The sequence below is a fragment of the Streptomyces daghestanicus genome (genome assembly GCF_020521275.1).
Classification (GTDB): Bacteria; Actinomycetota; Actinomycetes; order Streptomycetales; family Streptomycetaceae; genus Streptomyces; species Streptomyces griseoviridis.
The window spans coordinates 929,103-943,370 of sequence record NZ_BNDX01000002.1 but is presented as its reverse complement, the minus strand read 5'-3'; the positions used below and the strand labels follow the sequence as shown (position 1 = coordinate 943,370).

Sequence of the window (14,268 nt, the reverse complement as noted above, 5' to 3'; positions counted from 1 at the left end):
ATCGCCCGGCGCAGGGTGCCCGCGGCCAGCGCCTGCTCCTCGGGGACAGGGGTGGCGGGGGCGTGCTCGTGCGGGACGACGATCTGGGCGACCAGGTCCCCGGGCCGCTCCAGCCACCAGGTGTCCGGCGTCTCCTGCCCGATCCCCAGGGACAACTCGTAGGCGACGTCGAGGACGTGCTCGTCGACGTCACCGGTGGTCTCCATACGCCGGTAGGTCTTGGCCACTTTGGTGAAGTGCTCGCCCGAACCGCCGGTGAGGCGGCCCAGCAGGCGCAGGCCGCCCAGCTGGAGGCGGAACACGCCGCCCAGCCCGACGCGGACGGCGCCTCCGGCACCCGCCTGGAGTGTCCACCGGCTGTCGGTCCCACCGGTCACCGACTGGCCGACGGCCGCCCGGGTGTTGAAGACCATCGGGTACGAGGTGACGCGCAGCGAGTCGAGCAGGTGCGCGCGGACCGTGAGGGTCACCTCGCGCCCGCCGGCCCGCAGGGTGTGGCCGACGCCCGCGAGGACGTTGGTCAGGTCGCCCTCCAGGGCGGGGCGGCCGAGGTGCACGGCGAGCTGGCGGTCCACCGTGGCCCAGTCGATCCGGCCCAGGCGGCCCTGCCGGGCGAGTTCGGCGAGCCGCGCCCGGAAGCCGTCCTCCACCAGCTCCGCGCCAGGCAGCGCGGCGGCGACGGCGTGGCCCAGACCGCGGCGGCTGGCCAGGGCCAGGGGCTCACGGGGATGGCGCACGGGCCGGTGGTCCGGGCCGAGCAGCCGGTCCGGGCGGCCCGGGCGGGCAGCGGGGCGGACGTCGGCGAGCCGTAGCAGCGCCCGCACGTGCGGCTGGGCGTCGACCGGCGCGGACAGCGCCCGTGGCGCGGCGAGAGCGTCGGCCACGTACGGCGTGCGGACCGCGCCCAGCACGCGCTCCTCGAACTCGGCGGCGCCCCGTCCGTCGCGCCACGGCACCCCCAGCTCGGCGTCGACCCGCACGGCGGGGGCCGGGGCTTGCAGGTCCTGGTGGGTGGAGGACGTCCAGGTGATGTCGAAACCGAGGACCGCCTCGTAACGGGCCTGCGGCTCCGTGGTGTTGAGGATGACGTGGGTCAGCGGCTGCGAGGTGAGGCGGTGGTGCCAGCCACGGGACGTACCGGCCGTGACGGTGAACAGCGGGGCCAGTCCCTTGACCTCGGTGTGGTGGCCGCCGTGCGGCGCGAGCCCCGGGGCGACCAGGCCGGTGGCGTTGACGCCGAAGGTGAGCGAGGCGCCGCTCTCCCCGCCGTCGCCGGTGATCGTCGTCAGCCCCACCCCGAGGTCCGCGCGGGTCCTGACCCCGTCGGTGACGCCGAGGAGGCGCAGGCTCTGCGGGGCGAGGCGCATGCGGACGTGGCCCTCGAACCCGTCGAGGCCGCGCAGGGGGATGCCGTGGCTGATGCGGTCGGAGGAGTCACCGCTGGTGGACAGCCAGCCGTAGCGGCCGATCACGGTGCGCTCGTTGATCCAGCGGCCCAGTTCCCGCACCACCTCGTACGCCGTGGTGGCGGACACCCCCGCGGCGCGCAACCGGTGCTGTTGGCCGGCCAGGACGGGGGTCACGTCGACGGCGTGCAGGACCTCGCCGCCGAGCCTGGGCCTCGCGATGCCGTCGAGCGCGGCCTCGGCTTCCCCGCGCGGGCCCGGACGCGGCTCGGCGGGCCCGGACTGGACGACGGGGAGACCGAGGACGAGGCCGCGGTCCACGGTCTCGTCAACGGTGTGCTCCACCCCGTCGACGAAGAGCCGGACCCTCACACCGGCGGTGAACCGGTTCGTCCCCTCCAGGAAGAGCTTGTTCCCGCTGATCACCGTCTGGCGCACGCCGCGGGACCGGGTCCGTCCGGCCTCGGTCATCACCGCCGGCGCGCCGAGCACCACCGCGGAGGCCGCGGCGGAGGCCACGTTGATCGCCGTGAGCAGCAGCAGGTCGGCGCGGGAGACGACGGTCCTGGAGCGCTCGGCGGCGGCCGCGGTGGAGTTGAACCGCACCCCGTAGCTGCGCACCTCCTCCGGGACGGCCGCCTCCCGCGCCGGTTCGGCCCCGGCCGGCACGGGGCGGATCCACACCAGCCGACCGGTGACGACGCGCAACGCGCCGAGCGCGAGCAGGTCGCCCCAGCTCCTGGCGTCATCCACGAGGAGCACGGCGGCGACCTCGTCGCGCACCCGCCGGGCCAGGACGGGGTCGGCGATCCCCTTGACCACCGCTGTGGCCGCGGTCCGGGCCCGCTCCGGCGTCCACACGGCGACGCCCTGCACCGTGCCCGAGCCGAGCATGCCGTGCCCGGTGTACCAGGGGGCGCGGGGCGCGGGTTCACCGGCGTCCGCCGTGAGCTGCTCGTCGAGTCCCGCGCCGACGACCGGATCGCCCCCGTCGGACATCCCGGCGGCTGCCGGCGCCGGTTCCCGGGGCGCCTCGCCGGCCGGCACCTGCTCCTGCTCCTGCTCCTGCTCCTGCGAAGCCCACTGGGCCGGCCGCGGCTCCCCGGCCGGCGTGCCGCTCCCCGCCGCGGCACCGTTCACCGCGGCGGCATGAGCCGCGGCACTGGGCTCCTCGACGGCGGGCTCGTGGACGGCAGGCTCCTCCAGTACGGGCTTCCGGGCAGCGGGTTCTTCCACCGCGGGCTCGGGTCCGGGCCCCGTGGCCACCTCGTCGCCCGGCCTCCGCGCGCCTGTTGCGGGCGCGCCCTCGCCGTCCACGGACCCCGCCGCGTCCTCCGGGACGGCGGTGGTGGTCTCCCGATAGGTCTCCAGCGCCCTGGCCAGCCGCTCGGCCTGCTCCGGCCGGCCGTCTCGGCGGGCTTCCTCGGCCGCCGCCCGCAGACCGTTCGCCATCGCGTCGTCGGTGCTGATCATGCCGGTGAAGGGCTGCCGCGACCCGGCCGGACGCCGTGTCCCGGAGGGCTGTGCGGCGTGGCCGCCGGCCGTGGCCGGCCGCCCCTGGCCGGCGCCGCCTCCGTCCTGTCCCCGGGGCGGCCTTCCGGGCCCGCCGGGCCGCTCGTCCGGCCCTCCCCGCCCCGTGCCGCCGCCTCCTTCGAAGAACCTCCGGAGCGCTTGGAGCGCCTCCGTGACCTCCCGCAGCGGTCCCCTCGCGTCCGCCGGGAGATCCCTTCGCCGCAGGAGGCCGTCCAGGACACCGGTCAGGCCGGACAGCGCGCGAAGAGCCGCACGGTACTCGTCACGGGAGGCGGGGACCGGCCGCCGGCCGACCGCGCCCAGCACTCCCCGTACGAGAGCGCGCACCACGGGTTGCGGCAGCAGCGGGCCGGCCTGGAGCCACTGCGGGAGGAGCGCCTCCGACTCGAAGCCCCTGCCCAGCAGCCTGCGCAGCTCGCGAGCCGGCGCAGCGGTGCTGTCCAGCAGGGTGAGCAGCCCCCCGCGGCTCAGTTCGGCGGTCTCCGGGCTCTGGGAGCGCAGGCGGTCGATGTCCTCGTACGCGTCCCTGGCCCATCCGATGACGGTCTGGGACACGCGGCGAAGCTCCGCGACGGAGGTCGCGTCGGCCGGTCCGTAGGAACGCAGTTCGAGGAGGGCCAGCGGCAGCGGCTGGCGCGCCGTGCCGTGCTCGTCCGGGTTGGTGTCGAGGTGCTGGAAGTTGGTGCGGATCCCGAGGACGCCCTGGGACGCCAGGGCGGCCGGGCGGTCGATCAGCAGGTTGTCCAGGTAGTCACCCAGTGTGAGGCCGCTGTCGGTGGTGATCCCTTCGATGTCGAGATACGGGAGCGGCTGCGAGGGGTCCGGCAGGCCGAGCCGGTAGCCGCGCCTGGCGGCGCTGGCGAAGCGGTCCTTGATCTCCTGCGCGTGATCCTCCAGGAAGACGCGGGCGCGCGCGGGCAGCCCGGCGCGGACCCCGGCCAGGGAGGTCCTGGAAGCGGCGGCCAGATAGTTCTTCGCCAGACCGGCGGGACTCTCCGCACGGAGCGACATGTCGTAGAAGTAGGCGGCCATCGCCGCGGCCTGCTCGTACATCAACGCCGTCGCACCGCGGACCGCCCGCACGTCCTCGTCACGGTCGAGGGCATCGACGAACAGGGGCGGGACGTTCATCCCGGCGAGGTACTGGTGCGAGACGTACTCGGCCGCGGCCCACGTCCCGAAGTGCAGGGCCTCCCGGAGCACTCTTCGCGCCGCCCGCGACGTGGTCCCCTCCAGGACGTGCGCGAGCGCCTCGTACAGGCCCGCCACCGGCACGCCCACCGTGTACTGGGGGTTGATGATGTCCCGGTACGGCGTGCGCCTCAGCCCCAGTCCCCGCGCTTCCTGGGCCACGGTGAACCCCAGGTCGCGGGAGAAGATCCGGTCGAACGGTGTGAGCGGGGGCGGCGCGGCGGCCGCCCCGCGTCCGAGATCGCCGAAGTAGGCGCTCAGGTCGCGGGCGCGGAACCGGCGGTCGAGTTGTTCGAGCCGGCGGAAGTAGTCGTCCAGGTCGAGGCGCCCGGTGTCCCCGGGGACGATGCTCGCCGGGGCGCCGACGATCTCGACGAACAGCCTGCCGTCCACTTCCTCGGTCGCCACCGAGAAGTGGTCGGACCGAGCCACCACCAAGGGAAGCGACCCGGGGTCCACACCCGGGGGGACCTCGATGCCCTGCGCGGGGTACTCCAGCTCCAGGCCGAGCGCTCCGTACCGGTGGTCGCCGGGCGGGTCCGCCAGGACACGGGGCGCGGACTGTGACTCCACGGCCGCCCGGAGTCCGTCCGGTCGTACCCGGCCGTCCCCGCCGACCACCACGGCCCGGGCGTGCAGGGCGTCCCGCGCGGGAGGTGTCGTCGTCACCCTGTGCCCGCTGCGCTCCCGCATCTCGATCCACGCCCCGTCGGCGTACGCGAAGGCGTGCCCGACGTCCTGGCGCCGGCTCCACAGCACCAGCGCCGTCGCGCCCGGACCCGCCGCGTCGGTCGCCTCCGCCAGCGCCTGCCACGACTCCACCCGTGCCCAGCCCGCGCCGGGCGCCAGCCGGGCCGCGGGGCCCAACGCTCCGAGCGCCGAGTCGTCGGCGGTGGCCGCCGGACGAGCCCCGCCGGGCAGCCGCCGGCCGTCCGGCAGACGGGCACCCGGGTAGCGGGCGGCCATCAGACGTTCCAGCAGCAGCACGCACCACGCCAGGTCGCCGGGCTCCTGGGGACCCGTCCGCTCCAGGGTGTCCCGCCGTTCCCGCTCGGCCTTGTCGGCCACCTCGTCCACCAGGCCGGTGAGCCGGTCGAGGCCGGTCTGCGGCGCGTCCCCGCGCATCAGGCGCAGCACGCGCTCCTCCACCGTCTCGGCGGGGTGGTCCTGCGCGTGTGCCCGCACGGAGTCCCCCGGTCGCGCGGCGGGTTCGTCCCACGGCGCGGGCTCACGCGTCCCGGCGCGCGCGGCGGCCGTGACTTCCGCGCCCGCCGCGTCGAACACCGCGGCGCGCGCGTGAGCGGGGAGGAGTGCCGGATGGCTCGGAGAGGTCCGCTCACCGGCCAGGGCGCCGAGGTCCGTCCACAGCACCTCCCCCGCACGCGGCGTGTAGGCGGCCAGCGCCCGGGCGTCCCCGGTGTCCGGGGCCGTCCATCGGACCAGGGCCAGGGCGCCCGGACCGAGGTCGCGCAGCTCGGCGGCGAGCGAGGCCCAGTCACCGACCGGGTGCCAGGTCAGGTCCGGCGGCAGCGTCGCGGGAAGGGTTCCCGCCCCGGCCGGCTGGTGGATCGCGTCGCGCAGTTCGGCCAGCGGGCCGACCGCCTGGTCGGCCGGTGCGCCGGTCAGGTGCCCGGAACCGTCCGCCCGCCGGGCCGCGTGGCGGCGGACGGCCCGTACCGCGTCGTCCGCGGCGGCGGAGAGTTCGGCCCGGTTCAGGGCGGCTGACGGTGGCCGGTCGACGGTGCGCAGGAACAGGTTGCCGACGACGTACCGCCGCTCGCCGGTGGGGCCCTGCACGGTCACCTTGGCGACCGCCGCGACCTGGTAGCTCGTCACGCCGGCGCCGTCCGCGGACTCCCCGGCGGTGCCGGAGCGCAGGTACTCGCGCAGTTGGGAGGAGGCGCCCGTGGACTGGCCCGCGCTCGGGCGGTCGCCCGCCAGGGCCGCCCCGGCGGACAGGGCGGTGTCGCCCGCGCCGGTCAGCGGGAAGCCGGCCTGCGCGCCGATGGTGGGGCTCATCGCCGTTCCGGCCCGTGAGGAGTGGCTGTCGCTGACGACCCGGACGTCGTCCAGGGAGGTGTCGGCACCGGCGAGGACGGTGACCGGCTCGTACAGCTCGACCCGCAGCGAGGTGCCGGGCACGCCCGGCCCCCCGAGGAACGGCTCGATCTGCTCCGGTCCCCGGGCGGACAGCTCGCCGCTCGCGACGAGTTCGCGCAGCCGGGTCAGCATGGTCTCGGCAGACAGGCTCCGGGCGGTCTCGCGGCGCTGCCCGCGCAGCGTGGGGGCGACCTGGCGCAGGGCCTGCGCCAGGTGGGGCAGGGCGTCGAAGTGCTGGATCTCGAAGGGGCCGCGCGGCCGCCAGGCATCGCCCGCCGTCAGCCGTTCGAAGGACACGACCGCCGCGTCCTCGGGCGTCCGGAGCGGTGCAGCGGGGTCCTCCGTGCGGACGGACGGCTCGATGCGCGGGGGTGCTCCCGCCGGCGCGGCGTCCGCGGCGCCCAGGCGGAGGGTCGCGACCACCCCGGCGGTGGCCCGCACCGTCAGCGGGGCCCACAGCCGGTCCAGCCCGCTCGCGTCGGCGGCCCGGCCCGCCAGCGCGGCGATCCACTCATACGCCGGCGTGGGCAGAACCGTCCTCGGTGCGAGCAGGAGGGCGTTCGGGAGCACTGTGGAACTGACCTCGACCGCGATGTCGTAGGGCACGGGGTAGTCGGCGACGTGCTCGGCGGAGGTGTGCAGCCACACCCGCTCGTCGTGGGTGAAGCCGGCGCTCTGCCCCACGGTGTCCCGGACGCCGTCGCTGAGCGGCAGGCCGCCGCGTACGCCGTCGAGGCCGCCCGAGAGGGTGAGGCCGAGTTCGCCGGTGCGGCTGCGGGACGTGGCGTGGCCGGTGGTGCCGGGCACGGGCAGGGACGATCCCTTGCCGGTGGCCCGTACGAACTGCGTCTCCAGGTCGGAGCCGGGCGCGACGGGCCGGCCCAGGACGCTCTCGAAGCCGGGCACCGGAGTGGCCGTGAGCGAGATCCGCATCAGGCGCGGGCCCAGCCAGCCGTTGGCGACGAAGGAGACGGAGCTGTGCCGGGCGGCGATCAGCGCCTGCAGATGACGGGGCGAGGTGAGTTCGGCGACGCGCTCGCGGAGCCCCGGCACGTAGGTGCTCCGGCCCACGGTGGTGCTGCCGGGCGCGATGTTCTCGACGAGGTCCTCGACGGACTGGCGCAGCGTCTTGCGCACGGCGGGTCCGGCGGTGTCGGCGGGCCGGGCGGTGACCTCGGCGACCTCGATGACGGCTCCCGTTCCGACGCCGCCGCCGACGGCGTACGCCAGGGGCAGGGGCAGGGTGCGGGGCGGCAGCGGCGGCAGGTCGGTGAGACCGGCGATCCGCGCCAGCCGGGGGTGGCGGGCGAGGTCCCGCTCGCCGAGGAAGAAGTCGACGGCCTGAGGGATCTCGACGGTCGTCCGCCGCACCTCGGGGCCCCGGGAAGCGAGGTCGGAGACGAGGTCGTGGAGCAGTTGGTGCCGCCCGCGCCGGACCTCGACCACCATCGTCAGGTCGGCGCGGAACCACACCAGGCGGCCGCCGCTCTGGCTGGTGATCCGGTACCCCGTGACCCCGTCGGAGCGGGTGTCGCTCTCGCTCCGGCCGGCTCCGAGGCCGTAGCGGCCCGCCACGCCGACCTGGGGGAAGGCGAGGCCGACCTGGGTCATCGGGGAGCCGGAATGGCTGCTGGAGCCGGAGACGGTGACGTCGGACCCTCTGCCGGAGACGTGCCACCGGTCGGTGGTCAGCTCCCCCTCGGCGGGCGCCAGGGGCAGCATCGTGACGTTCTTGAGATAGCCCTTGAGGCTGAGCGCGATGTTCGTGCCGACGAGACCGGGGCTGTGTATCTCCGCTTCGCGGCTGTCCCGCAGGATCGACGGCAGGGTGTCCAGGAGGTGGGCGTGCGAGGTCACGGCGCGGACGACCGCCTGTGCCAGGGACGCCGGGTCCTCCATGGCCGGCCCGACGGCCGTCGTGCGCAGGTAACGGCCCAGGTGAGCGGGGAGGGCGGCGGCCCGGTCCAGCGGCCCGCGCGGGGCGTCGGCCACCGCGGACGTCACGTCCCGGCCGGGCGTGCCGGTGAGCGTGCCCCGCTCGGTACCGGACGGGAGGGGCAGCCGCCGCCCCTCCCCGGGAGCGGGCGGGTAGGCGCCGGGCATCGGGACGGGCCCGGCCTCCGCGGTCCGCTCCCGTGGTGCCTGCGCGTCGGGTCCGGTCCGGAAGGAGGCCAGCAGGCGGTTCACCGCCTCGCGGACCGTCTCGCTGCCGTCGAGCCGGTCGACGAACGCCTCCACGGGGAGTCCGGCGACCTCTCCGGAGCGGCGCAGCTCCAGCATCCGCTCGTCCTCCTCGGTGACGGCACGGATGTCGTGCTGCGGGGAGGGGCCGTCCTGCTGCGGGGCGTCCAGGGTACGGAAGGGGGGAACCGCCAGCCGTGCCCGGCCGTTCGCCGCGAAGGGCTCCAGGACGTGGCCGCGGGTCGCGGAGAACTCCACCTCGATCACGAGCTGCGCCTCGAAGACGTCCAGGCCGTCGGAGGTGAAGAGGTAGTTCTCCTGGCCCGTCTGGGTGCTGGCCGCGTCCGTGACCGAGGTGCCGCTGCCGTAGGCGTAGTCCAGGCCGAGGTCGACACCGCCGAGGAGCGCGTTGCCCGTGGGGATGCGGCCGCCGGCCGACAGGCCCGCGCTCACCGCGCCCAGGGTCCGGGTGCGCTGCTCGGTCCCGTCGGACCAGGAGGCCGTGAAGTTCAGCATCCTGACCCCGGGCAGGTGCCGGACGTGCGTCACGTCCCCGTCGGGCGCGTCCGCGGAGCGCGGACGCACGCGGAGGTGCGCGACCACCGTCTCCGCGCCGGTCGCGGTGGACCTGGTGAAGTGCAGGTCCCGCGGCTGCGCCACCAGGTCGCGCAGGGCGACGGCGGACCCCGCTTCGGCCAGCAGCCGGGCGTTGGAGAGCCGCTGCCACCGCTCGGTGACGTCGCCGCTGCCCTGGGGGGCGCGCGCGGGCAGGAAACCGAGGGGGCGCAGCAGCTCCTCGATGTGCCGGAGCACCGGCTCCGCGCCGTCCAGGCGGAGCGGGGTGACCGACAGGCTCAGCGCACGCAGCTCGCGGACGTCCCGGGGCGCGTGACGGGGGGTGGCCGGTCGCCCGGCGGGTGCCGCCCGGTCGGTGACGGTGTGCTGCGCGGCGGCGTCCGGACGCGTGTCGGGGGTTCCCACGGTCTCCGTGCTGGGGACCCGCAGGATCACCGGGTAGCCGCGGGTGCCGGCGGTGAGGGGACCTCGCGTCGGCGGTACGGGCGGGCCGTCGGAGCGCACCAGCGTGAGGTGCGGCACCGCCACCGCGTTGCGCAGCAGGTGCGGCCGGGCGGAGCGCAGTCCGCGCGACATCAGCACGGTGCCGCCGGCGTTGAGCGTGTACGTCTCCCCGAACTGGGTGCCGAGGCGCCCGGAGAGGCTGAGCTGCCCCAGAAGGCTGGCGGCGGCGCCCACGGAGACTCCCACGGAGTTCGTCACGGACGTGCTGGACGTGGCCCGCACCGTCCGGATCACGTCGGCCTCCAGGACCGTGTTCCTGGTGGTGAGGCCCTCGTGGGCGGGTCCGGCCTCGGTCAGGTCGAAGCGCAGCGTCAGGAAGCCCAGCGGCTCCCCGTCCGCGGCGAACAGCAGGGGCGAGGCGTGCGTGTCGACCAGCTTGCGCAGGCCGCCGCGGAAGCCACTCTCCGAGAGGTAGTGCCGCAGGGCGTCCCGGGAGGCCGGTGAGAGGTCCTTCAGCAGGTCGCCGAAGCCTTCCACGACGTCCTGATGGAGCTTCTCGTGCCAGGGGAATGCCTCCAGTCCGAGGAGCGGGGCGTACTCCAGCAGGTCGGCCAGGGGCGCGGGGGCGAGCGGCCCGCCGGGGCGGGCGGCCGGCGGGTGCAGCAGGTGCTCCGGGAACCAGGTGCGCTGCCGCCAGGCGGACCCCTCCTGCACTCGCCACCCGGTCTCGCGGGCGCCGACGGCCTCGGCCGTCCGGGCCGGGTCGGGCGCGATCCGCCACTCGAGCACCGCGTCCCAGTCGTACGCGAAGCCGGGCTCGCCCTGGCCGGCCTGGTAGTCCAGGGTCCGCACGGCGGTGCCCACCGACGCCGAGGTGGCCCGCTGGTTGTGGGTGAGGGAGAGCTGTCCGGTGGCCGACACCGACCGCAGCACGGGGGCGTCCGGGTACGGCCAGGTGTACGAGCCGGCCAGGCTCGCCGAGCGCAGGTCGCCGGTGCCCTCGGTGCGGTCGACGCTGGTGGTGCCGAATCCCCAGCGCTGGACGCCGGCCGGTGCCTCGAACAGCTCCGACGCGGCCGGGCGGGGAGCGGTGAGCCGCATCCTGACCCACAGCGCCCGGTCGCGGGAGTCCAGGGTCCGCAACGGTACGAGGAGCCCCTCCGCGCTGAGCAGTTGCCGCTGCCGGGAGGCCAGGAACTCGGGGGTCAGTCGCGCGGTCACGTCCTCGCGGACCGCCCCGCCGGTCCCCGTGAGCCGGGCCAGTGCCTCGGTCGCCGCGGGGAGCACGGCGCCGTCGGCCAGGACCCGCTCGACCGCCCGGGTCACCGACGCGTGCAGCCCGTCGAGGACGGGACCGGGCACCGGTCCCATGTTCACCAGGCCGCGTACACCGCCGTCCTCCCGGCCCATCCGTGCCACCGCCGGCGGCACGGTGGCCTCGATGACGGGGTGCACGGTGAGGGACGTGCCGGGGGCCGGGGCCTCGGGGTCGCCGGGCAGCCGGAGGGGCCGGGCGGTCGCGGGACCGGTGGTGGGTACGGTGGCCGGTCCGGTCCCCGTCGACGGGAGGGAGCGGGGCGCGGCCGGGGCCGGCCGGGCGGATGCGGCCGGCGTTCCTTCGGCGGCGACCGGGCCGGTGCTCCGGAAGTCGGTGATCAGGCCGTCCTTCAGCGTGGCCTCGATGCCGAGGCGGTCGAAGAACGCGCCGCGCACGGTCCGCGTACCGGTGCCCAGGTCCGCGGGCAGGACGTTCGCGGGGTCCTCCGCCACCGTCCGGACGGCGTACAGGATGTCGGCCCAGGTCCACCCGTCGGGGAAGCCGTCGAGGGGCCGGGGGGCGTCGAGGAGCCCCGGCAGGAACCTCTTCTCGTCGCGGAGCATCTTCAGCAGGGCCTCGGAGCGCGCCTCCAGGGACGGCCAGGGCTCGCCCGGGGCGTGGTGGCGGTTCTCCTCCAGGTCGCTGTCGTCCAGGAGGGCCACGGGGTCGTAGGCCGTCGTCAGGGCGACCTCGACCGCCACTTCCGGAGTCTCGGCCGCGCGGTCCCACGCGGCCGTCTCGCGCGGGGGAGCGGAGAGGTCCCCCAGGGACTCCAGCAGGGTGTGCGCGTCCGCGGGCAGGCCCAGCAGCCGGGGCAGGTTCGCCGCCAGGTCCACGGCGTCCCCGGCCTCCGTCACCCGGAGGGTCCGGTGCGCCGCGGCGGCGTCGGCCACCACGTCGACCGACAGCCGCAACAGCGGGTCGTCGTCGGAACGCCGCAGCCGCCCGTACACCTCGTCGACCGCGGCCCCGAAACGCCGTGCGTACGCGTCGGTATCCCCGGGCCCGTCGCCCGCGTCCTGGACCAGGGCGACCCGCATCGTCAGCCGGAGGCCGAACTGACCGCCGGCGAAGAGCGCGTACCGGTACTCGGCGGTGCGCTCGACACCCTCGGCGGAGAAGCGCACGCTCTCGGGCGGTGTCTGGGCCAAGGGCTTCTCCCGCGGCCAGCGCAGGTACGGCTGCCGCGCCGTGGGACGGAACGCGGCGTGGTGGCCGTCGCGGACGATGCCCTCGACGCGCACCCCTTCGACCTCGCCGACCCAGCGGTAGGAGCCGTCCGGCCGGTCCAGGACCGTGTCCGCCTCGACGGCGGCCGCATGCGCGGCGGTCACGGCGTGGCGCACGTCGACAGGGCTCCAGTCCCTGGGGAACATGACGTGGTCGGTGCCGTCGACATGGGACTCCCAGCGGGTGATGAGCCCGCTTTCGAGAGTCGTGTGGTCGACGGCCGGGTCCAGGAACTTCACCACTGCCCGGTACGTGCCGTTGTCCAGGTCCTCATAGGGGAGGACGTCGACTCCGGGGAGGTCACCGCCGTCCATGAGGGGCAGCAGGTGGACCCCGGAGCGTGTGCGGCGGTCACCGAGGCGCGCCACGTCCTCCGCCCGCTGGGAGAACCGGGTACCGCCCCGCCCGGCCGCGGTCGGCCGCATGTACGGGGGGACCCGCAGCCCGCTCTGGTCGCCGGCGGGCCGGAAACCGGTGAACTCCCCTCGCTCCACCTCGCCCTCGATACGGACCCCGCCGTACTCGCCGACCCAGCGGAACACCGCCGCACGCCCCGGCACCGCGGACACGCCGTCGTGCCGCAACGCCCACAGGTAGGCCTGCTCCGCCGCGTGGACGGCGTCGTCCTCGGTCCAGTACCGGGGGAACATCACCGTGGTGGCGCGCTCCCCCGCCCGCCCGGCGGGACCCGCCGCCAGGTCCCCGGCCGCCCGGTTCCAGCCGTCGCCGTCCCGCAGCCCGCCGCGCGACGTCACCGCCCCGTCGGCCGACTCCACCCTGAACACGCCGTTCAGACCCGGCCTGCCCGCCTGCTCGCGACGGGGCCGGTCCGACAGTCCGTCGGGCATCAGATGCCCCCCGGCACCGTCCGCACCGCCGTACAGCACGGCCTGCCTGACCTCGAGGGAGAACTCCGCACGCTCCGGCAGCCCGTCGTCGCGCCGGGCCGCAGCCGCCTGCCCGGCCCCCGCGGCCCGCAGCGCCGCCTCCGCGTCCGCGCCGAGCCGGCGCAGGTACCGGGCGGCGACGAACATCCGGCCGGAACGCAGATCCACCTGCTTCCAGGAGACGTCCGCGTCGACATGGTGCATGTCACGGTCGTCCCTGTGCAGGCTGGCCATCAGACCACCGTCGGTGTACACCGCGCGGAAGCCGTGCGACGCCTCGCGGTACTCGTCGCTGAGCCCGTACCAGTGCCCCACTTCGTGGGCGAACGTCCCCGCGTCGGGGTCCACGACCGAGAACCGTCCGGCGTCGGAACGGAAATCCCGGGTGGACAGCAGCACGGTCCGGTGCGCGTCGGCGGGTGACGAGACCACCTCGAAGTCGAACCTGAGCAGGTCGCCGTTGGGCAGCCGGGCACCGGTGTTCCACACCGTGTCGACTTCCGCCCGGACACGTGCCTCGAACGCCTCGACCCTGTTCGCCGGTTCCGTGCCGGTCGCCGCCCCGTCCCCGCCGGCCGTCCGCGGGTCTCCCGCCGGGTCGAACTCCCACGCGACCCGCACCACGAGCCGGCTGACCGTCTCACCGTCACCCCGGCGATACCGCTCCACGTCATATCGGCTGTCGAACGTACCGAGGTTCGTTCCGTTCGTGCTGCGCACGGCCACCGGCGCGCTCCCCAGCAGCACGGCGTCGTCCCCGATCACGACCACGTCGGCCGCCCCGGCCCCGGACACCGGCGGCCCGGCGTCCGCCACCACGTCCGCGGGGGTTCCGTGGACCGGGGCCCCGGTGTCGCGTCCGGTCACGGAGGACTCGCCGAGCCGGACCGAGTCGGGTCCGAGGGAGTACGACGAGGCGCCGCCGCCCAGGCCCGGGCCCGGTGAACGCAGGGCCGGGTCCGAGGCGGCGAGTGCGTCGGCCTTCTGCCGGCCGGCTCCCGTTCCGCCCTCGTCCAGACTCGCGGCGATCTCGGCGAGCGCGGCGTGCTGGGCGCCGCGCACTGCCCGCGCCTGCTCGTCCTGGCCGATCACCACGGCCGGGCGCAGGAGGGCACCGGCCCGGGTGAGCAGTTCGTCCGCCCGTTCCCGGGTGACGTCCAGCCGTTCCGCCAGCCCGCGTGCCACGGCCGGCATCCCGGTCAGCGCCTCGGGGTCCAGGCCCAGCTCCCGCAGCGCGGTCTCCGCCGTCCGCATCGTCTTCTGGGCCGTTCCCACGGCGCGCACCCGGTGCTTGGCGTCCTGGAGCCGCTCCGCGGCGTGCTGTCCCGCCACCGCCGTGTGGTACGCCGACAGCGCCTGCGCCAGCCGCTCCACCTCGCGGTCGGCCGGCCGGACCGTCCCG

The 14,268-nt window shown here is 75.9% G+C and carries 1 protein-coding gene (cut by both window edges); it reads right to left on the bottom strand.

This entire window lies inside a single protein-coding gene on the bottom strand: locus Sdagh_RS04290, encoding a scabin-related ADP-ribosyltransferase (RefSeq protein WP_190077980.1). The 58,833-nt coding sequence extends 18,592 nt beyond the window's left edge and 25,973 nt beyond its right edge, so the window shows coding positions 25,974–40,241 — codons 8,658 (partial) to 13,414 (partial); the first complete codon in reading order (the gene reads right to left) occupies window positions 14,265–14,267. Both the start codon and the stop codon lie outside the window.